Annotated in this window: 21 protein-coding genes; 8 read left to right on the top strand and 13 right to left on the bottom strand. The window is 66.6% G+C overall.

Annotated elements, in window-relative coordinates:
- Positions 1 to 39: 39 nt before the first annotated feature.
- The 3 genes from ACFVJ5_RS30460 to ACFVJ5_RS30450 all read right to left on the bottom strand — a co-directional run bounded on the left by ACFVJ5_RS30460 (position 40) and on the right by ACFVJ5_RS30450 (position 2,924).
- A complete protein-coding gene (locus ACFVJ5_RS30460; protein WP_379225413.1) occupies positions 40 to 831 on the bottom strand; it encodes a class I SAM-dependent methyltransferase in 792 nt (263 codons plus the stop codon).
- Positions 832 to 2,109 (bottom strand): serine hydrolase domain-containing protein, encoded by a 1,278-nt coding sequence (locus tag ACFVJ5_RS30455; RefSeq protein WP_379225411.1) that lies wholly within the window; start codon positions 2,107 to 2,109, stop codon positions 832 to 834.
- A gap of 137 nt (positions 2,110 to 2,246) precedes the next feature.
- Positions 2,247 to 2,924: a TetR/AcrR family transcriptional regulator gene (locus ACFVJ5_RS30450; RefSeq protein WP_379225409.1), complete on the bottom strand. Its 678-nt coding sequence runs from the start codon at positions 2,922 to 2,924 to the stop codon at positions 2,247 to 2,249.
- Here ACFVJ5_RS30450 and ACFVJ5_RS30445 point away from each other — a divergent pair.
- Positions 2,917 to 4,638, top strand: a complete 1,722-nt coding sequence (locus ACFVJ5_RS30445; protein WP_379225407.1) for an ABC transporter ATP-binding protein — start codon at positions 2,917 to 2,919, stop codon at positions 4,636 to 4,638. The genes ACFVJ5_RS30450 and ACFVJ5_RS30445 overlap by 8 nt on opposite strands.
- A gap of 272 nt (positions 4,639 to 4,910) precedes the next feature.
- On the opposite strand, the gene ACFVJ5_RS30440 is transcribed toward ACFVJ5_RS30445, so the two are convergent.
- The 6 genes from ACFVJ5_RS30440 to ACFVJ5_RS30415 all read right to left on the bottom strand — a co-directional run bounded on the left by ACFVJ5_RS30440 (position 4,911) and on the right by ACFVJ5_RS30415 (position 11,274).
- A complete protein-coding gene (locus tag ACFVJ5_RS30440; RefSeq protein ID WP_379225405.1) occupies positions 4,911 to 5,342 on the bottom strand; it encodes a nitroreductase family deazaflavin-dependent oxidoreductase in 432 nt (143 codons plus the stop codon).
- The gene (locus tag ACFVJ5_RS30435; protein WP_379225403.1) at positions 5,342 to 5,980 is read right to left on the bottom strand and encodes a TetR/AcrR family transcriptional regulator; all 639 of its coding nucleotides are present in this window, start codon (positions 5,978 to 5,980) and stop codon (positions 5,342 to 5,344) included. Before ACFVJ5_RS30435 ends, ACFVJ5_RS30440 begins: the two co-directional genes overlap by 1 nt.
- Positions 5,981 to 6,262: 282 nt before the next feature.
- The gene (locus ACFVJ5_RS30430) at positions 6,263 to 6,421 is read right to left on the bottom strand and encodes a response regulator transcription factor (protein WP_379225647.1); all 159 of its coding nucleotides are present in this window, start codon (positions 6,419 to 6,421) and stop codon (positions 6,263 to 6,265) included.
- Between the two features lie 1,068 nt (positions 6,422 to 7,489).
- Positions 7,490 to 9,211 (bottom strand): alpha/beta fold hydrolase, encoded by a 1,722-nt coding sequence (locus tag ACFVJ5_RS30425; protein WP_379225645.1) that lies wholly within the window; start codon positions 9,209 to 9,211, stop codon positions 7,490 to 7,492.
- Positions 9,211 to 10,620 (bottom strand): NAD(P)/FAD-dependent oxidoreductase, encoded by a 1,410-nt coding sequence (locus ACFVJ5_RS30420; protein WP_379225401.1) that lies wholly within the window; start codon positions 10,618 to 10,620, stop codon positions 9,211 to 9,213. The genes ACFVJ5_RS30425 and ACFVJ5_RS30420 overlap by 1 nt, the downstream gene beginning before the upstream one ends.
- A gap of 114 nt (positions 10,621 to 10,734) precedes the next feature.
- The gene (locus tag ACFVJ5_RS30415) at positions 10,735 to 11,274 is read right to left on the bottom strand and encodes a MarR family winged helix-turn-helix transcriptional regulator (RefSeq protein ID WP_379225399.1); all 540 of its coding nucleotides are present in this window, start codon (positions 11,272 to 11,274) and stop codon (positions 10,735 to 10,737) included.
- A gap of 133 nt (positions 11,275 to 11,407) precedes the next feature.
- Between ACFVJ5_RS30415 and ACFVJ5_RS30410 the strand changes: the two genes are divergently transcribed.
- The 3 genes from ACFVJ5_RS30410 to ACFVJ5_RS30400 all read left to right on the top strand — a co-directional run bounded on the left by ACFVJ5_RS30410 (position 11,408) and on the right by ACFVJ5_RS30400 (position 14,386).
- On the top strand, positions 11,408 to 12,340 hold the full coding sequence (locus tag ACFVJ5_RS30410; protein WP_379225397.1) for an NADP-dependent oxidoreductase: 933 nt from the start codon (positions 11,408 to 11,410) through the stop codon (positions 12,338 to 12,340).
- Positions 12,341 to 12,400: 60 nt separating this feature from the next.
- Positions 12,401 to 13,357, top strand: coding sequence for an alpha/beta hydrolase (locus ACFVJ5_RS30405; RefSeq protein WP_379225396.1), 957 nt, complete (start codon positions 12,401 to 12,403; stop codon positions 13,355 to 13,357).
- Positions 13,358 to 13,507: 150 nt separating this feature from the next.
- Entirely contained in the window at positions 13,508 to 14,386 is an 879-nt protein-coding gene (locus ACFVJ5_RS30400; RefSeq protein ID WP_379225394.1) for an alpha/beta fold hydrolase, read from the top strand.
- A 46-nt stretch (positions 14,387 to 14,432) separates the two neighbouring features.
- Here ACFVJ5_RS30400 and ACFVJ5_RS30395 read toward each other — a convergent pair whose 3' ends face one another.
- The gene (locus tag ACFVJ5_RS30395; protein WP_379225392.1) at positions 14,433 to 15,062 is read right to left on the bottom strand and encodes a LysE family translocator; all 630 of its coding nucleotides are present in this window, start codon (positions 15,060 to 15,062) and stop codon (positions 14,433 to 14,435) included.
- Between the two features lie 274 nt (positions 15,063 to 15,336).
- Between ACFVJ5_RS30395 and ACFVJ5_RS30390 the strand changes: the two genes are divergently transcribed.
- Positions 15,337 to 16,800, top strand: a complete 1,464-nt coding sequence (locus tag ACFVJ5_RS30390) for an NAD(P)/FAD-dependent oxidoreductase (RefSeq protein ID WP_379225390.1) — start codon at positions 15,337 to 15,339, stop codon at positions 16,798 to 16,800.
- A gap of 106 nt (positions 16,801 to 16,906) precedes the next feature.
- Positions 16,907 to 17,971 carry an alkene reductase gene (locus tag ACFVJ5_RS30385; protein WP_379225388.1) on the top strand — a complete coding sequence of 355 codons (1,065 nt, stop codon included), beginning with the start codon at positions 16,907 to 16,909 and terminating at the stop codon, positions 17,969 to 17,971.
- Between the two features lie 107 nt (positions 17,972 to 18,078).
- Here ACFVJ5_RS30385 and ACFVJ5_RS30380 read toward each other — a convergent pair whose 3' ends face one another.
- From ACFVJ5_RS30380 to ACFVJ5_RS30370, 3 genes are all read right to left on the bottom strand, one after another.
- Entirely contained in the window at positions 18,079 to 19,428 is a 1,350-nt protein-coding gene (locus ACFVJ5_RS30380) for a hypothetical protein (protein ID WP_379225387.1), read from the bottom strand.
- Between the two features lie 13 nt (positions 19,429 to 19,441).
- Positions 19,442 to 21,136, bottom strand: coding sequence for a S8 family peptidase (locus ACFVJ5_RS30375; RefSeq protein WP_379225385.1), 1,695 nt, complete (start codon positions 21,134 to 21,136; stop codon positions 19,442 to 19,444).
- A 199-nt stretch (positions 21,137 to 21,335) separates the two neighbouring features.
- Positions 21,336 to 21,647 carry a hypothetical protein gene (locus tag ACFVJ5_RS30370; protein ID WP_379225383.1) on the bottom strand — a complete coding sequence of 104 codons (312 nt, stop codon included), beginning with the start codon at positions 21,645 to 21,647 and terminating at the stop codon, positions 21,336 to 21,338.
- 332 nt (positions 21,648 to 21,979) lie between these two features.
- Here ACFVJ5_RS30370 and ACFVJ5_RS30365 point away from each other — a divergent pair, with 332 nt between their 5' ends.
- Together ACFVJ5_RS30365 and ACFVJ5_RS30360 are read left to right on the top strand one after the other, a co-directional pair.
- A complete protein-coding gene (locus tag ACFVJ5_RS30365) occupies positions 21,980 to 22,612 on the top strand; it encodes an HAD family acid phosphatase (RefSeq protein ID WP_379225382.1) in 633 nt (210 codons plus the stop codon).
- A 125-nt stretch (positions 22,613 to 22,737) separates the two neighbouring features.
- Positions 22,738 to 23,169, top strand: a complete 432-nt coding sequence (locus tag ACFVJ5_RS30360) for a hypothetical protein (RefSeq protein ID WP_379225380.1) — start codon at positions 22,738 to 22,740, stop codon at positions 23,167 to 23,169.
- Positions 23,170 to 23,401: the final 232 nt, after the last annotated feature.

The raw sequence follows: 23,401 nt of genomic DNA, 5'->3' as shown, positions 1-23,401 counted from the left end.
TGCACCCAGTGACTCGCCCTCGAAGGACTGAGTAGTTCTCTACCTGGGTTCCAGGAAGGGGGTCCGCCGCGACAGTTCGGCCCGTAACTGCTGGAATCGGAACAGTCCTGGCCGGCCGACGACGGCTTCGTAGCGGTCGACGACCTCGTCCACGAAGACGGGGATGTCGGCGGCGGGAATGCGGGCTGTCCAGTCCGCGAACCCGACCGTGCACCACCGGGCGAAGGCCTCGCGTGAGCCGAAGTCCCATTCCCGGTCGGTCACGGAGTGCGCGGTGACCTCGAGGTCGGCACTCGCCGCGATCGCGGGCAGCGCGCCGGGGTCGATATGCACGTAGGGGCGCACGAACCCGGCGAACGCTGTCGACCAGCGCACATCGGCGGTGACCGCCATCGCGACGTTCTCGATGCTCGGGCGAGGTCCGCCGCAGACATACTGCACGAGCACCCGTCCGCTGGGTTCGAGTGCCGCTGCGATGTGCCGGTAGGCCGTCTCCTGGTCGAGCACCCAGTGCAGTGCGTTGAACGAGACAACGAGGTCGAAGTCGCGGGGGAAGGTCATCGTCGTGACATCGCCGACTCCGAAGTCGATATTCGTGAGCTGGTCGTCGGCCGTACGGGCAGCCTCGATCATCCGCGGCGACGGGTCGATGCCGAGCACGGAACCAGCGGGCAACCGCGCCGCGATCAGGCGTGTCACATAGCCGTCGCCACAACCCACGTCGAGGACGTGCTCGGCACCCGCGAGCGAGACGGACTCCACAGCGTCCGTCGCCATCGCGCGCTGGAGTCCACTGATGTGGGCGTAGCCCGCGCCGTCCCAGTCGGCCATCTACGACCCGCCCTGCGACGGAACATCCTTCTTGACCGGCGGGGCGTCGTCCGGGGCGAGGTACGCGCCGATCTTGCGGAACAGCGCGTCACCGCCATTCGAGTAGCCGCCCGACGCGCTGAACGCTTGGGGCTGGTAGGTGACAGCAACCGCGATCGCGATCTTCCCCGACGGCAGGTAGGCGTTGACCGCGGCACCGCCGTAGAACAGTGGGTTCTGGTAGGACCAGTCGCCGGTGAGCCACAGACCGAGACCATAGGTCTGGAAATCGTCGAGCGGCCGGCAGTTGACGCAACCGGGGACTGCTGTCGTCTTTCCTCGTAGGTCCGTCGTCGTCATCGCCCGGTACGACTCCCCGGACAGCAATTCGCCGCTGCCGATGGCGACGGCACTTCGTTCCAGGTCGTAGATGTCGCTCGTCTGAACAGCACCATGGCTGAGCGTCCACGAGGGATTCCAGTAGGTCGATTCCTCGTAGAACGGAACGTCGGGCGCCAATTCGAAGAACTCGCGGCGTTCCGAGGTGAAGGAGTGCAGGACCGGCTCGGGGATGTAGGGCGTGAGGTTCGGCTCGGTGTTCTTGAGGTCGAGCGGGCCGAGAACCTTCTCCTGCAGGGCATCCGCGAGCGACTTACCCGTGACCTTCCCCAGCACCAGGCCGAGGAGTACATAGTTGGTGTGCGCGTAGGCCCAGTTGGTTCCGGGCTCGAACCACAGGGGGTCGTCGATCGCGAGAGCGAGTTGTTCCTGGGTGGTCCACGCCTTGTACGGATCCGCGTAAGCGATCTCCGCGAATTTCGTGTTACCGAGCACGAAATCGTGAAAGCCCGAGGTCATCTGGGCCAGTTGGCGCAGATTCACCCGGTCCGCATTGGGAATGGCGGGCAGGTATTTCGAGAGCTTGTCGTCGAGGCTCAGTTTCCGCTCGTCGGCCAGGATCAACAGCAAGGTCGACACGTAGGAGATCGCGACGGCACCGTTGCGGAAATGCATCGCGGTGGTGGCTGGCACACCCGTCATGGACTCGCCCCTGGCTGCGGTGACGATCTCTTTCCCGTCGACCGTCACGCGCACGATCACCGACTTCAGGTGCGCCTGCGCCATGTAGTCGTCGACGATCTTCATGATGGCCTCGGCCCGCACCGGGTCTTCGCTCGTGAACGTCGAGGGCGCGCTCGAGGTCGATCGGGAATCCTGCGCAGTCTCGTTCGATGAACAGGCCGCCGCCAGCAGACCCACTGTGCAGACGAACACCAGAACGTTCCGAGAAACGGACATTGGTCACCTTCCTGGTTACCGTCTCCGAAATGTGGATCGACCGAATAGTCGATTCTATGCCCCGGTGACCCCGAAATTCGGACGAGTGACTGGGGTGTTCGGGCGGGTCGAGCCGCGGCACGTGGCCCAGATATCGGTCACCCGGGCGAGCGGATCGCTTTGCGCAGACTCGTCAGCGCCTGTGTCTGCGCATGCATGCGGCTGGCCGACCCACGGTTGACGTGGTCGACGGCGGCATACAGCAGCGCCCACATCATGTTCAGGATCCACGAGGCGTCGAGCGCTGCGTCGATAGAGCTGTCGTCGCGCCCCCGTTCTACCGCCGCGATCGCGACGTCGTCGGACAGGCACGACGTGGTCTCGTCGTACACCCCTGACGTGAAGAACATGACAGTGAGGACATCGCTGAGTTCGAAGTACTCCTGACACAGCCGCAGGACCGCGTCGAGCCCTGTCCCGTCAGCTAGGCGCGCACGCTTCGAAGCGTCGGCCACGGCCTGCTCGGTGAGCCGCCCGACGGCAGTGATCAGGTCGGATCGTTCGGGAAAGTAGCGGTGCAGCGTCGTCCGCCCGACGCGCGCCTTCTCGGCGACCTCCGTCAGCGACGCGTTGGGTGATTTCGCGAACGTCGCCACTGCCGCATCGAGAATCGCGCGACGGGTGCGTTCGCGGGCACCGGTCTGTTCGACATCCACGGGTGCAGCATAAACGAGTTCCACCCTGGATATTCGCTTTACTAAAATGGAACAATGCTGTTCCATTGATGGGGTGACGACGATCGCGCCTCCCACCCAAACCGCTCCGCCGATGACCATGTCGAACCTGCGTGTCCTGATCGGCTATGCCCGACCGCACACACGCACCCTGCTGATCGGTCTCGTGCTCGCCCTCGGCAGTTCCGCGACGGTGATGGCGACGCCGATGGTGACCAAGTCGATCCTCGACGCACTCGGCACGGGCGCGTCGATCATGGGCCCGACCGGTGCTCTGTTGGTGCTGCTCGTCATCGGCGCCGCACTCGGGTGGGGTTACTGGATCCTGCTCGGGACCGTCGCCGAGAACATCGTCTTCGACGCACGCACGACGCTCGTTCGACGACTGCTCGGCGCGACGGTTCCGTCGGTGCAGGCGCGTCCGACCGGTGAGTTGGTCACGCGCGTCACGGCAGACACCTTGCTGCTGAAGGAGGCCGCGTCGTCAGCGGTGATCGGCATCATCAACGCCACCTTCCTGACGGTGGGCACCGTGATCCTCATGGGTGTGCTCGACATGATGCTCCTCGGCGTCACCGTGCTGGCCATCGTCGTCGTCGGCATGCTGTTCGGAACGCTCATGCCACGAATTGCCAAGGCGGACGCGCAAACTCAGGAATCGCTCGGCCGCCTCGGCGGAGTGCTGGAAGGCAGCCTGCGTTCGGTACGCACCGTCAAGGCGGCACGCGCCGAGCATCGCATCGCCACGTTGATCGGCGCCGACGCACGCAACGCCCGGACACACGCGATCGAGTCGGTGCGCGTCTCGGCAACGGCATGGACCGTCGCGTGGACCGGCGTGCAGGGCGCCATCATCGCGATCCTGGCCATCGGCGCCTGGCGCGTCGACAACGGTTCGCTGACCGTCTCGACGCTGATCGCGTTCCTGCTGTACGCGTTCACGTTGATGGGACCGATCCAAGAACTGACCACGCACATCACGGCCATGCAGTCGGGTATTGCGGCCGCCATGCGTATCCGGGAGATGGAGACGCTGCACTCCGAAGCGGACGTGGTGCACGAGCCTGCGCTTGCGACGACCGCCGAGCCCGACGCCGCCTTGCGTTTCGACGACGTCACGGTCCGCTATGCGCCTGATGCACCGCACGCATTGACGGGATTGACGCTGCGGATTCCGGCGACCGGCCACACAGCCATCGTGGGGCCGTCCGGCGCGGGCAAGACAACGGTGTTCTCGACGATCCTGCGATTCGTCGAACCCGACACCGGGACCATCTCGGTGGGCGGCGTGGCCTACCGGAACCTGACGATGTCGGAAGTTCGCGCGCGTATCGCCTATGTCGAGCAGGAATCCCCTTTGGTGCCGGGCACATTGAGTGACAACCTGCGGTTCCTGCGGCACGGTGCCACCGACGACGAGGTGGCCGAGGTTCTTCGCCTTCTCCGGCTCGACTCGGTCGTCGCGGCCCAGCCGAAAGGTCTGGACACCCACGTTCGCGACACCGACCTTTCGGGCGGGCAGCGGCAACGGATCGCGATGGCACGCGCGATGCTCGGTGACGCCGATGTGCTGCTTCTCGACGAAGCGACGTCGCAGATCGACACTCTGACCGAGGCATCGATCGTCGAAGCGATCGCCGCGCGGGCGCGCACCCACGCCGTCGTCACGATTGCTCACCGCTTGTCGACTGTGCGGCACGCCGATCGGATCGTCGTGATGGACGACGGCAGCGTACGGGCGGTCGGGACGCACGACGAGTTGATGCGCGCCGACGACCTCTACGCGCGGATGGTCCGTGCCGGCGGATTCGCGTAGGCGCATGGTGTCTCGGCCATGGCGGGCCGCGGCGCCCTCGTCGGCATCGGCCTCGATCATCATGTACGCGCCCCCGCGCCAGCTGAATCGCAGATACCAAGGTTCACTTTTCGGCGATGGCCCCGCTGAACGTGTTGTGACAGAAGGAGACCGCGCAGCGAGACCCCTCCGACATTGGTCGAACAGGTCTCACCGCGGGGGGATCGCTTGTGTCGTTCGGCATTTCGCCTACCTACCTTCCGTGTGATGCGGGGCATGGCGAATCGGGGCTATCAGTTGATCCGAAGCTCGACAATCGGAATCGGTCGGCTCGTTTTCTGCTGGTACTGGGTGTATCGGCCTTTGTTGGCCTCGTCGACGATCGTCCAGCGTCGTGCGTAGTCGGGATCGTCGGCAAGAGTGGGCCGGGCGGTGGCGGTATGGCGGCGACGGCCGATCTGGATCGTGCACAGTGGCTCGGTTTTCAGGTTGGCCAGCCATGCCGGGGGTTTGGGGGAGCCACCGTTGGAGGCGACCACGAGATAGGTCTTCTCGCCGTCGCGCCCGTAGGTCAACGCGGTGGTGCGCGGTAGGCCGGTGCGCCGACCGGTGGTGCGCAGCAGCAGCGTGGGGTTGCCGAAGAGCAGGCGGTGGCCGAGGAAGCCGTCGGTGGTCTCATAGATCCAGCGGTGGGCGCGCAAAATGTTGTGGTAGAGGTCGCTCATCAAGTCCTCGTCCGGTCGTGGAAGGCGGGTAGGGCAGGTATGAAGGTTTGGGCGCAATCGTGAATCCGTTGCGGGGGAAAGGCTTCGGGTTCGGCCAGTACGATGCGTCCCGCTTCCCAGAACACGGCGGACATCAGCCGACCGGTGAGTTCGGCGTCGACTGAGCCCTGCTGGGTAGCGGGTGTCGCGGTCTGCACGAACGTGGTGAACGCGGCGATCAGGGCGTTGCGGCCGCGCTCGACGCGGCGACGGAAGGCCGGGGTGCTCGAGTCGGCGAGTTGAAACACCGCGCGCCACCGTTGCGGCGCGGCCAGCACCGCGGACAGGAAGTTGTCGAGAGACTGCACCATCGCCCGGTCCGCGCGCTCGGTGGGCTGGGCTTGGGGGACAACGGCGCTCATCTGGGCCGCTACCGCGGCTTCTTCTCGTTCGAGGCTGGCACGGAGGAGCTGGTCGGAGTCGGAGAACTGGCTGTAGACGACCGGGCGGCTGACACCGGCGCGTTTGGCGACGGTGTCGATGGAGACCTTGTGGACGCCCTGTTCGACGATCACGTCCAAGACCGCATCCAGAAGTTGTTCACGGCGTTCTTCGGGCGCCATTCGCGATGCGTAGGGGCGGTTCTTGCGGTCGGTCATCGGGGGCTGTTCGCTTCTCTGTGCTCGGTGCTGCTTGACATCTGCCAGCGTGACACCAAATGCTACATTCAATGTAGCTACACAAACTGTAGCATTGAGAGGTGGGAATGGCCCACCGTTACTGCATCGTCGGGGCCGGTTACACCGGGCTGGCGGTGGCAAAAAGCACGTGGTGACCGATCTCGCGTACCCGCAATCGACAACTCGGCGTGAAACTGACCTCCAACGACAACACACGGATGGTGATCGGTACGAATTCGGGCTTTCCCGTTCACAATCGGATCAGCTGATCGCTGAGATGGCTCCGGCGAGCTCGACTCGGCTGGTGATGCCGAGGCGGGGGTAGATGCGGTAGAGGTGGGAGCCGACAGTGCGGTGCGAGAGGTATAGCTTTTCCGCGATCTGACGGTTGGTGAGGCCGGTGGCGGCGAGGGTGGCGATCTGGAGTTCCTGGGAGGTGAGTTGGTCGCGGGCCGTGGGGCGCGGCGATTGCTGGTTTCACCCGCTGCGCGCAGTTCGTTGCGGGCGGCCTGCGCCCAGGGGTCGGCTCCGAGGGCGTCGAAGGTGTCGCGGGCCGCGCGCAGTGGTTCGCGGGCTTCCGAGGTACGGCGTAGGCGGCGCAAGCGTCGTCCGTGATGGAGTTGCAGTCGTGCGCGGTAGAGCGGCCACGCGCCGACATGGCCGTTGAGCGCGGCGGTATAGGCGGAGTCGGAGTCGGCGTCGTCGGCGAGTACCGCGCGGCTGTATTGGTCGACGACGAGCAGCATCGGGGCGGGTAGCCGCTTCGCCAGGTCCGGCAGATCGGCTAACAACTGCCTTGCGGTATCGGCGTTTTCGCAGGCAACGGCGGCGTCAGCGAGTTCGGGGGCGATCCACCAGCGTCGCATGGGGTGGCTTACCGGGTCGGTCGGATCGTAGACACGGGTCAGGGCCGCGAACGCATCCTCGGCCCGTCCGTCCAGGAGCAGGAGCATGCCGCGGGTCTGCTGAGCGGCGACTTGGATGCACCGCATCCCGGTGGCCAGCGGGCTGGCGCCGATCGCGCGCAGATGATCGGCCGCTAGTTCGGATTCGCCACGTAACGCGGCGATCATGGCCAGATTCGTACGCCCGGCAACGAGATAGAACTCCTCGCCGGTCTCCTCGGCGAACGCGCGGGACTCCTCGGTTTCGGCGCGGACCTTGTCCCATTCGCCGAGCCAGATGCGGCTCCAGTTGCCGGCACCGAGAATGCCCGAGAGCAGACCGAGTCTTCCCTGGCTGCGGCCGATTCCGGCGGCGTTGTCGATGTACGCCGAGCCGCGGCGGAAATCACCGAGGAAGAGCGCGGCGTAGCCGAGGTAACGCATGGCGTCCGCGTCGGTGCGATCGGGATCGAGTCGCGCGATGTGATCGAGAACCTCACTGCCGCGTTCCCATGGCATGCTGTAGGCGCCGATGGCCAGTACGCGGGGGTCGTGTGCGGGCAGGTCGAGGGTATCCAGTTGGGCGGCAATGGCTTTGCGTGATTCATCGCAGGCGTCCTGGAAGAAGCAGCGTGACGCGGCGCGCCACAGTATCTCCGCCGCTAGGTCGGTATTGTCCGCCGCGTGCACGTCGGCCGCGATGTCGACGAGCTCTCTGATGCGACGCTCGTGGTCGTCGTAGCGCTGGAACGCGACAACTTCCTCGACGCCTGCCAGGCGCGCCCGCTCGGTCGGCCCCAACGTGCTGAGGTCTGCCCGATCGAGCAAGTCTTGGGCCTCGCGGCGCGCGCCGGTCTCGCTGGCCAGTTCTGCGGCGTGCAGGAGCAGGGCGGTGGTGCGGTCGGGCCGCTCGGACAGTTCCGCCGCGCGGTGCAGAGCGGCGACTGCGGCCATGATCGCGCCGCAGGCGCGCGATCGCTGTGCATAGTGTTCGAGTTGCGCGGCGATGGCGTCGTCGGCACCGAGCGTGGCCGCGGCGCGATGCCAGAGTTGTTTGTCGGGGAAGTCGGCGAGTACCTCGGCCAGGATCGTGTGCGCGCCGAGACGTTGTGCCAACGGTGCCCGGACGTAGGTCGCCGAGCGCATCAGCGGATGCCGGAAACGCAGTACCGAACCCGCCATCTCGACCAGGCCGACGTCGATGGCTTCTTGTAGATGCGCGGTACCGACCGGTGTGCCCGCGAGTTCGGTGGCCGCCCGCAGGAGCCTGCCCGCGTCGCAGGTGACATCGGCGGCGAGGACGACGAGCAAGGTTCGGGTCGGCTCGCTGAGCTCGGCCGATCGCGCGGCGAAGGCGGCTTCGAGACGGGCGGTCAACGGGAAATCCTCGACCACCCGATCCGTCGTCTGTCGCATCGCGCGTGGTAACTCGGTGAGCGCCAAGGGATTTCCTGCGGCCTGGCTGAGCAGTCGCTGTCGCATGTTGCCTGACAGCGTGGGCGCCTGCGCTTTCAGTAGCACGGCGGCGGCTTGTTCGTCGAGCGGTTCGACCATGATGTCGGGCAGCCCGGCTCGTCGCGCGGAATCCGTCGAGTCGCTCGTACCGCCACATTCCGTGGACATGCTTCTCCGTCCCGACCATTGATTCCTCGGTCAGAAAGTGATCCTCGCTGCTCCAGATCCCCATCACCGGCGCGAGCACCGGCGGGAGTACCGGCGGTTCGACGAGCAGCTGCGGCCCCGCTCCGGTGCGATACAGCCCGAGCGAAGTGCTCAGCGCCCGCGGATCGCGCAGGCGCTCGATGACTTCCGGTAGGTCCGGATGGGAGCCGAGCCACTGCCTCGTGTTGGCGAAGTCGTCTTGCGACAACCAGCGTTCCGCGATACCTGGGAACTGGAAAAGCAGGAAATACCAAGACTTTTCGCGCTGGGCCGGACCCGCTGCCACATTCGCTGCCGGACTACCCGCCGAGAGCAGGCTGACACTGGCCACCCGATCGGGGACAGTGGCCGCCAGCAGCTGGACCAGGGGTGACCCCCAGTCGTGCCCGACCAGGTGCGCGCGCTCGACGCCCAGCTCGTCGAGTACGCCGACGAGGTCATCGACGTAGTGCGTGAGCTCGTAGTCCGCCAACTCCACGGGCTTGTCCGAGGCGCCGAAACCGCGCAGATCCGGCGCGATCGTGCGGTATCCGGCCGCGTTGAGGGCGGCCACCTGATGGCGCCAGACCGCGTGCGTGTCCGGATATCCGTGTACCAGAAGGACATCGGTGCCGGTGCCGCTGACCTGCACCTCGAGTTCGACTCCGTTGGTCTCGATTCGCATCAGCGCGCACCCTTCAGCGCGGCGAGCAGTTCCGCACGCGAGGGTCCCGGCGTCGCACCGGCGCCTGCGAGCTCGATGATCCGATCGACGACACCGGGCCTGGCCAGGGCGTCTTCCGGGCTGGTGAGCATCGAGCCCACATCGCCGAATGCGCGAAGAACGTCAGGGTCACCCAGCTTGGCGATCTCCAACGCCTGGCGCAGCATCCAGTCCTGATCGTCGGTTTCATACGCGAGACCGGCGATGGAGCCGTCGGTCTGTGCGAGCCGGTGCAGGTCCCATGCGGCCGTTGCCTCATAGGCAGGGCCGAGTGTCGACTCGGTGGCCTCGTCGAAGCGCAGCGCGAGCTTGTCGAGGTCGCCGATGCCCTGCTCCCGCAGGACATCACGCAGCAGCAGCGCATGCGACATGCCCATCGTGATACCCATACCGAAGGTGGGATCTGTTGTCGCCCAGGCATCTCCGATGCTCAGGATGCCGGTTGCCACGGGCAGGCCGTCGACGACGATCCGGCGATGACGAGCCTCCATTCCGGACATGGCGAGTACCCCGGTGATCGGCTCACCATAGGTGGACCAGTGCGCCATCTCGGGATACAACGCTGCCACCCGCTGCCAGGCCGCAGGCTCGCTGAGCGCGCGCAATTCGCGATCGCGCGCGGCGACGAACAAGGCGAGTGCCCAGGTACCCGCGTCGCCGGGGACAGTGGTCAGCGAGATGCTGTCGTGGTGCTCCAACGGCCACGGTGACTGCGCGGGCATCGACCCGTCCGGCGAACGGAAGTAGCGGCTGTAGGCCAGGAATCCGGTGTCGTGCCGAGTGATGACGGGGGTGGCAGCGCCGATGTCGACGAGCATGGTTGCCACCGGTGAGTTGCGGCCACCCGCGTCGACGACGAGATCGGCCGCGATCGATTCGCCGTCGCGTGTCCGCACTCCGGTCACTCGTGGCCGGATCGCCCCGCCGTCGCTGAGCAGTCCGGCGACCGCGACGCCTCGACGGACCGTGATCCCGGCAGTCTTCGCCGCGGTATTGCCGAGCGCCGCCTCGATCACCGGGCGCCGAGCGGCGAGGGTATCGAACCGCTCGTCGCCCTCGAGCCTGCCACCGATGGCCGGGAGGTCATACGCCCCGGCCAGCATGTTGTGGGTCGCTGCCCCCAGGGCCTGCAATTCCGCGACAGCCTCGGGCACCTCCGCGGCGAGCAGCTGATACGCCGCCGGCAGCATGATGTGCGGATGCCGGAACTGATTGACGCCCGGCCGCTGCCACTGCTCCCACGCTTCTTCGGCTCCTTCGCCCGGATTCGTCACATCCCGGTCGAGCACTGTCACCTGCTCACCGCTACGCGCGAGCAATAACGCCGCGGTCATGCCGGCCAAACCACCACCGATTACAACGATATTCACTGCGAGACCTCCTGTTGCGCTTGCCTTACGGAGGTACTCTCGCGCCGATCACCGCTCACTTCCCAGGCCAGTTCCTGCCCAGTTCGTGCTCAATGGGGGTTCGGGCGATGCCGATCAGTCGCGGGCTGCTTTGCCGGTGGCGCGGGATTTGCGGGGCGCGGCCGAGCGAGGCGGTTGGGCGCGCATGTGGTCGCGGACGCGGGTCATGATGTCGCCGAGGTGGTCGACGTCGTCCTCGGTCAAGGAGTCGAACAGCAGGTCTCGCGAGAGCTGGACGTGGCCGGGCAGGACACGGTGGAACAGAGCGCGCCCGCTGTCGGTGAGGGTGACCAGGGTGGCGCGCTCGTCCTCGGGTGAGGGGGCGCGGGTGATGAGACCGGCCTTCTCCAACAGTCCGGCCTGGTAGGTGAGACCGCTGCGGCTGTAAACGACGCCATCGGCCAGTTGGGTCATCGTGAGCGGGCCGGGGGCTTCGAGCAGGCGCGCCAGGAGCTGGAACTGCACGTAGCTGATGTCTCCTTCGGCGCGCAATTGCTGCTCGATGGCGTGTTGGAGCAGGCCGACGGCTTCCAAGAGCGCGAAATAGGCCCCGAGCTGGCCGGGTTCGAGCGGTTCGACGTCGCCGGAGTCCGCCGCGGAGTCGTGGTCTGCCATGCCCGCACCTTACCTGCTTCGAATTTGAAACATAGTGACGACGATCACCGCATTCTCGGGTATTGCTTCGAACTCGAAGCAGGTTACTGTCTGTACATGCTTCGAATTCGAAGCAGCATACCGAGGAGAGATCATGAAGGCAGTGCGATTCCACGCCCACGGCGACAGCGAAGTCCTGGCCTACGAAGAGGCCCCCAAGCCTGTCGCCGCCGCGGCGGAGGTCGTGGTGAAAGTAGCCGCGACTTCGTTCAATCCGGTGGATGTCGCGATCCGTGCCGGCTACTTGCAGCAGGTGTTCCCGGTGTCCTTTCCCCACGTGCCCGGCATCGATGTGGCAGGCACCATCGCCGAAGTCGGTGCGGAGGTCACCGGCTGGGCGGTCGGGGACGCGGTAGTGGCCTTTCTGCCGATGAACACCGACGGCGCGGGCGCGGAGTACGTCGCCGTCGCTGCCGACCTGTTGGCCTCCGCCCCCCGCAACGTCGAACTCGCCGATACCGCAGCACTTCCCGCCGTCGGGCTGACGGCCTGGCAGGCACTGATCGAACACGCGGGCCTCGTCGCGGGCAACAGCGTCTTGATCAACGGCGCGGGCGGTGCGGTCGGCGGCTACGCGGTACAGCTGGCAGCCAGAGCCGGAGCCGTGGTCACCGCAACCGCGAGCACGCGAAGCGCCGACCGGGTTCACGCCGACGGTGCGGACCGAATCGTCGACTACACCGCAATTCCGTTGGCGCAGGCGGTATCCGGGCAGCAGTTCGACGTCGTGGTCAACTTGGTCGCCACCTCGCCGGAAGAGACCGCCGCTCTGGTCGATCTGGTAGCCGACGGTGGAATCTTTGTCAGCACAACAACTCCCGGTGAACCCGATCCCGAGCGCGGTGTGCGTGCGGAACGGGTGTTCGCCCGCAGCGACGCCACTCAGCTCGCCGGACTGGTCGCGCTCGTCGACGCCGGTGATCTGCGCATCGACGTTGCCGCTCGCCGGCCGCTGAGCGAACTGGCGGCCGTCCATGCCGAAGCCGTCACCGGTCAGCTGCCCGGCAAGACGATCCTGCTGCCCTGAGCCACACCCACCTATATCTCGCAGTGACACCTCACCCGGTGTCGCACAAGGAGTTACGTCATGTCTTTCACCCTCGACCCACAGGTCGCCGACGCGCTGGCCCCGATGGCTGCCGCGATGGCCGACAGCACACCGCCACCGGTCGGCGATGTGACCACCCGCCGCGCAATCCTCGAGCAGGTCATCGCCCACACCGATACCGCCCAACCGGCCGCGCCCGATGTCACGATCACCGACCACGAGATGACCACCGCTGACGGCGCCACGATCCTGCTGCGCTGGTACGAGCGCGATGACCGCCCGGCGGAACCGGGTCCGGCCGCCATCTATCTGCACGGCGGCGGCATGATCCTGGGTCACGTCGGCCTGTTCGACGGATCGGTCTCCCGATACGTGTCGGCGAGCGGCACCCCGATCCTGTCGGTCGACTACCGGCGCGCGCCGGAACATCCGCACCCCACTCCGGTCGATGACGCCTACGGCGCCCTGGTCTGGCTGCACGAACACGCCACCGACCTCAACGTCGACCCCGCCCGCATCGCGGTGTTCGGCGACAGCGCGGGCGGCGGACTGGCCGCCGCGGTAGCGATCGTGGCCCGCGACCGCGGCGGACCCGCCATCGCCCGCCAGATCCTGGTGATGCCGATGCTCGACGACCGCACCCGCACTCCGGACCCGCACCTCGCGCCGTTCGTCCTGTGGTCATGGGACGACAACCGAACGGGCTGGCAAGCACTGCTCGGCGATGCCGCAGGCGGACCCGACACCTCAGCACACGCCGCGCCCGCCCGCGTCGCCGATCCCGAGGGCCTGCCACCGGCATACATCGAGGTCGGCCAACTCGACATCTTCCGCGACGAGGACCTCACCTACGCCCTGCGTCTGTCCCGCGCAGGCGTGCCGGTCGAATTCCACCTCCACCCCGGCGTCCCGCACGAGTTCGAAGGGATTGCCTACACCTCCGATGTCGCACAACGGGTCATGGCCGACCGCATCCGCGTCCTGGCTTCCCTCTGAGCGCTCGAGCCTGCGTCGTGCGACGACGGCGACGATCGCGAGCAGGCCCGATGTAGTGCGCGTTCATCGGCTGCTCATCGCCGCGCCGCACGCTCGAACTCGATCCGCACAGACCTCACGGACCCGTCTCCCAACGAAAGAGTCAACGCGATGACCCCCACCATTCCCGGATTCGACTACCAGCGCGTCCCCGTCGCCGACGATGTCGCGCTCAACGTCGCCGTCGCCGGTTCGGGTGACCCGATCGTGCTGCTGCACGGGTTCCCGCAGACCCACCTGATGTGGCGTCACGTCGCCGCCGACCTGGCCACCGACCACACGGTGATCGTCCCGGACCTCCGTGGCTACGGCGACAGCGACAAACCCGCCGAGTCCGGTCCCGACACCTACTCCAAGCGGACGATGGCCGACGATGTCGTCGCTCTGGCAAAGAATTTCGGTCACGAACGGTTCGCGCTCGCCGGGCACGACCGCGGCGCGTTGGTCGCTTTCCGGGCCGGCCTCGACCATCCCGACGCGATCACCCACCTCGCGTGCCTGGATGTGCTGCCTACGCTGGACATGTGGGAAGTGCTGCACGGCACAACCGCGGCCGTCGGCTTCCACCTGTACCTGATGGCGCAGCCGCCGGGTCTGCCCGAACAGATGATCTCGGCCAGCGCCGACGCGTTCTTCGCCTATTTCCTCGACCAGTGGACCAAAGATCCGGCGGCGATTCCCGCGCCGGTACGTGCCGCGTACCTCGATGCCTGCCGCGCCGCGGTTCCCTCGATCGTGGCCGACTACCGCGCGTCGGCGACCGTCGACGTCGACCACGACCGCGCCGACCGCGCCGCGGGGACCCGACTGTCCATGCCGGTGACGGTCATGCAGCAGGACTGGGGTGCCGCACTCGGATATGAGGCCACGGCGCTGTGGTCGAGTTGGGCACCGAATCTCGACCACCGCACCGTCGACGCGGGGCACTTCATGGCAGAGGAGGACCCGGACGCCGTCGTCGCCGCCCTTCGCGCCCTGGTCAGTCGCTGACGCCAGCAGCCGGTCCGGCTCATCCGAGCCGGACCGGTGCACACAGTCAGAGGCCGTCCGCGGCGAGCAGTCCCGCCATTCCGAGGAAACACACCCCGCTCCCGAGATCTATCCGGCGCGATGTTCGCGCGGAGAAACCGGTCGCACCGATGAGACCGCCCACAATGACGTAGCCCAGGCCGACTATCAGTTCGATGCCGACGTAGGCCGCGCCGAGCAGGGCGATCTGCGTGCCGAATCCGCCTGCCGATTCGTCAGCGAACTGGGGAAGTAGCGCGGCGAACAGCAGGAGCGCCTTCGGGTTGCTGATACCGACGGCGAATTCGTTCCCGACGACGCGCCATCGCGTCGCGCTCGCCGCCGGACCCGATGCCGAGGTGGTCGTCTGCCGCCATGCGCGCCGCAGGCCTTGTATCCCGATCCAGGCGAGATAGGCGACACCTACCCATTTGATCACGGTCAGCGCGGTCGCCGACGCCGCCAGCGTCGCACCCAGTCCGGCCACGACAAGCGCGACGAGTACGGCGAAGGCGGCCAGGCGACCACCCACCCCGGCCAGGGCGTACTCGATCCCGTGGCGCACAGCATTGTTCAGGCCGAGGATCTGACTCGCTCCCGGGATGAGTGAGACGAGTAGAGCGGCGGGGAAGAACCCGACCCAGTTGATCGCGTGCATTCTGCGGTCTCCTTACGAGTGAATCCGAAGGATCCATCGTCATCCCGGAAGCTGCTCACTTCCCAGCCCGTTCGACTGTCCATCGGTGCTCGAAAACAGTGCAGCGCGGCGAGGTGACGGAGTCGCTCGATGCAGTCGAGTGCGCAGTCATTCGACTGATTCGGCAGGGGCGCCCGGATTCGTATTTTATCGAGCAGTTTCTGGTCTGGGAACTGAGCGCCGTTCCGGTCGACAGTTGCCAGACCTCCTCCCGAAAAGTCAAAGGACGAAAGACATGCGAACCACCAACGAAGACCGGCAGATGCACGTGGTAGTACTCGGGAGTGGTCCGACCGGCTTGACCGCGGCCATGCTGCTGGCCCGCGAGGGCCATCGAGTCACGGTGCTGGACAAAGATTCCGATCGCCCCACAGTCGACGCCGAGCAGGCATGGGACCAGTGGAAACGGCCCGGGGTGAACCAGTTCCGGCATCCGCACGTCATGCTGCCGGGGGCGTTCGACCTGCTCTCCCGTGAACTACCCGATGCGGTCACCGAGCTGCGAGCGCTGGGCGCACGGACGCACAACATGCTCGACGGCGCCTACGACCTGCCGGCCATCGGAGGCCGCGAGCCCGGCGACGAACGATTCGACACCCTCGCTGCCCGCCGACCGGTCATCGAGCAGGGGCTCGCCAACGCTGCCGCACAGGCCGGGGTCACCGTTCGCCGAGACACCCCGGTCACCGGGCTTCTGACCGATGCCACGCCGCCCGCCGGGATCGCGCACATCACCGGTGTGCTGACCGCACACGGTGAGTCCATCCACGCCGACCTGGTCGTCGATGCGCTCGGCCGCAACTCTCCCGTGAGCAAGATGCTCGTCGAGATCGGCGCTCCCGCACCGGTTGTCGATCGGCACGAGACCGGATTCCTGGCCTACAGCCGCTATTTCCGCTCGGCCGACGGCTCCTATCCGGAACAGGCGGCATGGCCGTTGGAGCACCACGACAGCATCTCGCTGACCACCGTTCCCGGTGATGCGGGCACCTGGGCACTGGCCCTGTTCGTCTCGGCCAAGGACCGCGCCATGCGGGCATTGAGCGATCCGGAAGTCTGGCAGCGAGTGGCGGCTCTGTACCCCGGTATGGCGCACTGGGCCTCCGCCGGAGAGCCCATCACCGGGGTGTTGGCGATGTCGGGAATGGAATCCCGGCATCGGCGCTTCGTCGTCGACGGCAAACCGGTCGCGACCGGTCTGCTCAGTATCGGGGACGCATGGGCGACAACCAATCCCACCTTCGGCATGGGCATCACCATGGGTATGGCACACGGGGTGTTGCTGCGGGATGTGGTGCGAGAGATCGGCTTCGACGATCAGGACAAGCTCGCGCTCCGGTTCGACGAGATCACCAACGCGACGCTCGGTCCCGCCCAACAGGCCTCAGCCGCATGGGATCTGCACCGGCTGGCTCAAATCGACCTCGAAATCGCCTCCATTCCTTATGAAATCGGCGTCCCCTACCGGACCGATGATGCGGACTGGAATCTGCGGCAGGCGCTGGAGGTCGCGAAGCTGCGCGATCCCGACGTACTGCGGGCGTTCGGTGACGTCGGTTCGGTACTGAGCAGCCCCGAGGACGCGCTGGCACGACCCGGTGTGCTCGATCGAATCATCGAACTCGGCGGCGAATCCGTCGGCTACCCGGAGCCCGGCCCGTCGCGGGTCGAGCTGCTCGCCGCGATCGTGGCGGCCTGATGGTGGGCCGGTGGCCTGCCCACTGTCCCCGTTCGTTTCGGCACGGCGCCGCGCGCCGCTGTCCAGATCACCGACTGAATCCGACCCACCCTCTTCAGGAGCCATCATGAACAACCAGACCCTTTGGACCCCTACCCAACTGGGCAGCATCGCCCTACCGCACCGCCTGGTCATGGCACCGATGACCCGCAGCCGAGCCGCCGCTGACGGCACAGTCACCGATCTGACCGCCACCTACTACGAGCAGCGCTCCTCGTTCGCGATGCTCATCAGCGAAGGTACCCAGCCTTCCGCCGACGGGCAGGGCTACCTGAACACTCCCGGCATTTACGAGCCCGCCCATGTCGAGGCATGGAAACGGGTCGCCGCAGCAGTCCACGAAGCCGGTGCCGCGTTCGTCATCCAACTGATGCACGTGGGCCGGGTCTCCCACCCCGCCAACACACCCCACGGCCGACCCCCGGTCGCGCCGTCGCCGATCGCGGCCGACGCGATGATGTTCACCGCCGCCGGACCACAACCCATGGCCCAACCGGTGGCACTGGACGCGGACGCCATCGCGCGCACCGTCGAGGAGTTCCGTGTGGCTGCCGCGATGGCCATCGACGCGGGGGTCGACGGTGTCGAGATCCACGGCGCCAACGGATATCTGCTGCACCAGTTCCTCAGCACCAACGCCAATCAGCGTACGGACGAATACGGCGGCTCAATCACCGGACGCATCCGATTCGCGCTCGAAGTCGCCGCGGCCGTGGCCGACGAAATCGGTGCAGACCGCATCGGATTCCGTATTTCACCGGCCAACCCGTTCAACGACATCACCGAAACCGACACCCCCGGGCTCTATGCACACCTCGCCGCGGAGTTGGGCCGCCTCGGCCTCGCCTACCTGCACCTGGTTCACGCGGGAGACGAACAACTTCTGCGGACGATCCGGGGGATCTGGCCAGAGCGGCTGGTCCTGAACCGCGCAGGGGCAGACCTCGACGCACGTATCGCCGACCTCGACAGCGGCACTGCCGACGTCATCGCCGTCGGCACCCCCGCCTTGGCCAACCCTGACCTACCCGCCCGTGTTCGTGCGGACGCCGCGCTCAACGAACCCGACCCGGCCACCTTCTATGGCGGTGATCACCGCGGCTATACCGACTACCCTGCGCTCACCGCCTGACCGCCGACTCCCTACCCACTCTGCTGGCCGAGCCGCCCAGATGAGCCGGCTGATCACGGGATCGGCCGGTCTCGGGCGGGTTGACCGAGTCGAGCGGCTGGGGATCCTCACACCACCGACGCCGCGGACAGGATCGCGTAGGCGACTTGGACACCGCGAACGGCGCCGTGGTCGGTGATGAAGGCGTCCGCCAGCAGGTTGTAGACCTTGCCGGGCGCGAACCCGTAGTCATGACCGGCTGCGGCTAGCTCGGTCTCGTTGCCCAACGCCTCGTGGGTGCGCTGGGCGCCGTTGCGGCCCATGCCTCCGTACGGGTCGTTGCGGTCGCCGAGCGCAGCGGCATTCTGGAAGGCGATGCGCGACGCGAGGGGGTAGGCGATTCCCACGGCCTTGTCGTTCTTGGTGTGGGTGATGAGGATCGGGCCGGATGCGCGGCGGTCGGTGAGGACCTCCCGGAATGCGCCGGCCTTCCCGCCGCCGAAGTCCGCGGAGAGTCCGTTGTGCGAGAACGCCGCCTGCAGCAGGGTGATCGTGACCTGAGCGGTGTTGTCGTCGAGGGAGTGGGCGGCGGCGGTCACCAGTCGTCCGCCGAAGCTGTGGCCGACGAGATGGACGCGCACGTCTGGGTGCTCCGCGCGGACTCGCCGGATCACCGGGGCAAGGCCGTTGGCCCCCACTGTCCCGGCCCGTGACTTCATCTGGAGGTATGTCGTGAGGTTCGCCAGCCGCCGCGCGGCGGCGATGACGCCATCGAGGCGATCCAGGACGCCGACGGCGCCACCGTTGTCGAGGCCCCGATCGCCCGCGCCGCCTCCGATTGCGGCGCCGCCCCCGCTCGCCTCGGCGCCCGGCGCGGAAACGGGACCGTCCAGGGCGGCGAACAGATCCTCTGCGTCTGCGCTGAAGAACGCGGCCAAGCCGTCGTCATCTGCTGAGTCGTCCACATCGACAAGGGATCTCAGGAGGTCGACGTAAGCCGCACGAGCATCGGGATCCGAGGCCAGGTGCGGAACGAGCGCCTTCGCCGAGGCGACCTTCTCATCACGCGCGGGCGAGGTGACTGCGTCGCCCAGTCGCGTCGGGTCCTCGGCCAGTCTGTCCAATACCAGCTCGAGAGCGGCGTCGTTCGCTGCCGTCGCACTGGCAGCACCGCCGCCGGGGATGAGGTCTTTGTCTGCGAACTTCTTGCTCGGCCAGAACACACGGCAGGCCACGAAAGTGCGGCCGTCGAGACCACGAAGCGTTGCCGGGGCCTGAGGATTGGCACGCAAGTCCAGCAGGCGTTGCACGTTGCCCAGTAACTCGTCGTACAAGTCCGCGGCCTCCTGCATGTCGTTGTTCCATCCGTGCGACACCACGATCAGGTCGGTGGCGTCCAGGCCGCGGACCAGATCCTCCAGTTGGTCGGCGTCGAAAAGCGTGCCGCCACTGGTGAACTCGACATCGAAACTCTGCATGGCTGTGCTCCGATCAGACCGATTGGATGGCACGAACGAGGTCTAGCAGACCGTGACCTTCGAAGTAGCGCTCACGACCGAGTGGGGAGGCCGTGGACGTGAAGATTCGCTTCACGTCCACGGGCTTGCCGATGAATTCGCGTCGGATGGACAGGAAGGCGGCGATCGCCCCGGACACGTGCGGTGCGGCCATACTGGTGCCACTGTCCTCCATGTAGTCGGCAAAGACCACACCTTCGCTCGCCGACGCGGCGCTGGCGTTGGCCGCTCGGATGGCGTCATTGAGCCGAGTGCCTGCACCGCAGGAGGTGATCCGTTCACCGGGGGCGACCAGGTCGGGTTTGAGTCGGCCGTCGCCGGTGGGTCCCTTCGAGGAAAAATACGAGACGCCGTACATGTACGGCGCGTCACGGTGTGTAGCGCCGACCGTGATGGCCTGCTCCGCGTTGCCCGGGTCGTTGATGGTATTCGACAGCCCGACCCGTGTTTCCCGGGTGCTCGACCCCACGCTGCCGTAGCCCGTATTGCCGGCGGCCGCCACGACAACCACGCCCGACTGGACCAGGCGGTCGACCTCAGCACAGATCGGGCTTTGGCCGCAGGCGAACATCTCGGCGTCGAACTCGTATCCGACACTGAGGTTGACACCGTGCACGCGGAGCAGCTTGGGGTTGTCGTTGAGGTTCTCGCGGATGTACTCCAAAGCGCGGATCACATCGCTGGAACGTCCTTCACCGAACTCGTCGAGCACCTTGAGGCTCACGAGTCGGCACTGCGGAGCCACGCCGTGTAGGTGCTCGAGGTCGTTGAACTGCTCGACGATGGCGCTGGTCCGTTCGAGTTGCCCGCGGGTGCCGGGTCGATCGACCCGCTCGAACAGCCGCACCCCATATTCTGTGCGGTCGAGCGGAGCGCACCCGGCGATGATCCCGGCGACGTGCGTGCCGTGTCCGAATTCGTCCGCGAGCGCCGCTGTGCGATGGGCATCGACGCGTCGGGTTCGTTCGTCTTTGTCGATTGTCGGGTCGTCCGGGTCCAGGGCGGGTCGTGGCTCGAGCGGTACCCCATCCAATTCGACTGCTTCCTCGACAAAGCTGCGATGCAGGTTCCTGACCCCCTCGGCATCGACAGTTCTGTATTTCTGGAAATGCGCATGGCTTCCGCGGATCCCGGAGTCGATCACCGCCCAAACGATTCCTTCTCCCTCGGCCTCGAAGGAACGCCGGGCAGCGTTTGCCTTGATCGTCGGCAACGACCGGTACACCTGACTACGGACGGGAAAGTCCGGCCAGAGCTTGTAGATCGCCCGGAATCGCATGGGATTGCCCTCTGTCTGGCCCGCCTTGGCCAGTGCGTGCTGCTCGTCCTGCTTGAGCAGCTTCTTACACTCGGCCCACGACATGCGACACAGGTAGTAGGTGCGCGAGATCGGTGTCGGCTCAGGCGCGTTGCGGATAACCTGCGCGTGCAACTCCTTGAGTGTCGCGACCGCGCCGAGCAGACCCTCGGTGTGCTGCAGGTTCAACTCCACGATGTAAGGGCCACGCCTGCCGGGCTCCTCCTCGAGCCGCCATTCCTTGCGCCGCTCCTTGTCGTAGAGTCCGGGCGGAGCGAAAGTCCGGGCGAACTGCTGGCCGACTCCTTGGTCGCCGTGTGTGGAGGTACGCCGCTTACGAGCTCCGCGCCCCTCAGGTCCCGATGTCGTCATCAGCGTTCGTCCCTTTCAGGAGATGCCTCATGGGGCAATTGAGCGTGTGAGGTGAGCGTCGTTCCATTGATGGCGCAGACCAGCGCTGCCGCCCACTTCCACGCACGTCAGGCGCGCCGAACTCGGCAACGGCACTGCGCTAGAAGCTCATCCGGTGGCCTCTGGTGAGCTGTCTCCATCACCTCGAGCGGCGTCACCATCAGCGGGGACGGCCGGATCCGTCTCGGCCGGATCCGTCGTCGCGAAAGATCGGGCGCACGATCAGCCTGCAGCGCGGGCAGATTCCCGGAGCTCCGTGGCCTCGGGTGGCGGCTAGGGCACCGGCGACCATCGTCGCGTGCACGGTGGCTGGGCCGGTGGTCTGTGAGCGCCGACCGGGATCGCCGAGGGCGGGATGCGCGGCTACCGGGCCGTCGAGTATCCCGATGCCGATCGAAGGGTGCCCGTCGCAGCGCTGCATGGCGCGATCGAGCCCCGTCGCCCGCAGCGCCGAACGTGTCGTCGTATCCAACGCGCATCCCTCGGGGGATCAACGCCTACCTTCCCGAAGATGGATACATCGATGACTCAGCGCTGAAACCGGGCATGCACATGATCAACCTCCTGAACGGCCTCCCCGAGTTATAGCAGTTGACTCTTATTATCTTGGCACAGGTCGCAGGGGTTGGCGATAGGCATTCATCCGAGCGAGCTGCTGCGGTCGTGCCGCTGAAGCTATTGGGAGACATGACCTAGTCGCCCGCTATCCGCGCCGATGCCGACCAAGTGGGCGCGCCCGCGTAGCAGTCTCACTGCGCGGGACTTCGAAGCTGCGTGGCTCGGTCCGCTGTTAGCGTGCGAGAGATGAAACGTGTTACTGCCTCGCTCGTCGTCGGTGTCGCGGCCGCGCTCCTGGCGCCATTGCCCGCCGCGGACGCCGACACCGGTTCGTCGTCTTTGTCCGGCGGCGGCTCGTCCTCGTTGTCGGGCAACAAGTCCGAGTTGCCGCCGTACGCGCAGTGGATCGGCGAGATCACCACCGTCGTGGCCGAGGCGAAGACCTATCTCGCCGGTCGGCTGCCCGGCGCGACACGGCCCGCGATCGTCTTCGACATCGACAACACGACGCTGGAAACCTCCTACAACACCGGCCTGATCATCCCGGCAATCCAGCCGGTGCTCGGCTTGGCGACCTGGGCGAAACAGAACGGCGCCGCGATCATCTTCGTCACCGGCAGGCCTGCCCTGGTCAACGCTTACTCGCAGGCGAACCTGACCTCGGTCGGCTACCCGGTCGACGCGCTGTACGGCAGCGCGCCGACCACGCTGTCGGCGGGCAATTCCGGCTTGGCCGAGTACAAGACCGCGAGCCGGGCCGACATCGAGAGCCAGGGCTACACGATCGTCGCCAATATCGGCAACAGCCCCTCGGACCTGTCCGGCGGGCATGCCGAGCGCACCTTCAAGTTCCCGGACTACAACGGCGCACTGAACTGATCCGGCTGGGTAATCGCACAACCAGAAGTGGCGCGCTCGACGGACCGTCAGGTGGTCCAACGCCGCTATCCTGACCAGACGTCGTCGCGCCTGCTGCGGAATCTCGGAACTATCCGAAAGGACCAATGTTCTCACTCACCAGCCCGTCGTCCGAGCGCCCCTCACAGCGCTTCACCCGGCTGGCACTCGGCGGTGTCATGTCGGTTGCCGGCGTCTCGCACCTGACCTTCGCGCGCAGTGATTTCCAAGCGCAGGTGCCCGACTGGTTCCCCCTCGACGCCGACCTCACGGTGCTCGGTTCCGGTGTCGCCGAGATCGGATTCGGCCTCGCGCTGTTGGGCCTGCCACGCAAGCGGCGAATAACCGGGATCGCACTTGCCGCGTTCTTCATCGCCGTCTTCCCGGGCAATATCGCCCAATACGTCGAGGGCACCACCGCGTTCGGCCTCGACACGGACGCCAAACGCCTGCTCCGCTTGTTCGGTCAGCCCGCGCTGATCGCCGCGGCGCTGTGGGCGGCCGGACTCCCGGAGCGCGCCGAGCCCAACCAGAAGTGACTGGCGCGCCGGACGTGGACATAATCGCCAAACGCGCAGCAGGCGGATACGGCGCGGGCGGGCTGCGGGTCGGGAGATCCATGCTGGTCAGGTCCGTGCCCGAGACCAACTGCCAAGTCGGCGGTGAGGTGGGGGAGTACCCGGCCAGGTCCGTGTGCTCGGAATCCGGCACGACACCGCGGACACCAACGTCGACACGGCGGGCTGTCGCGGTGTCGTCCACGACCAGCGC

The sequence above is a fragment of the Nocardia sp. NPDC127606 genome, from assembly GCF_042671725.1.
GTDB lineage: Bacteria > Actinomycetota > Actinomycetes > Mycobacteriales > Mycobacteriaceae > Nocardia.
This window is presented reverse-complemented; position numbering and strand designations above follow the sequence as displayed.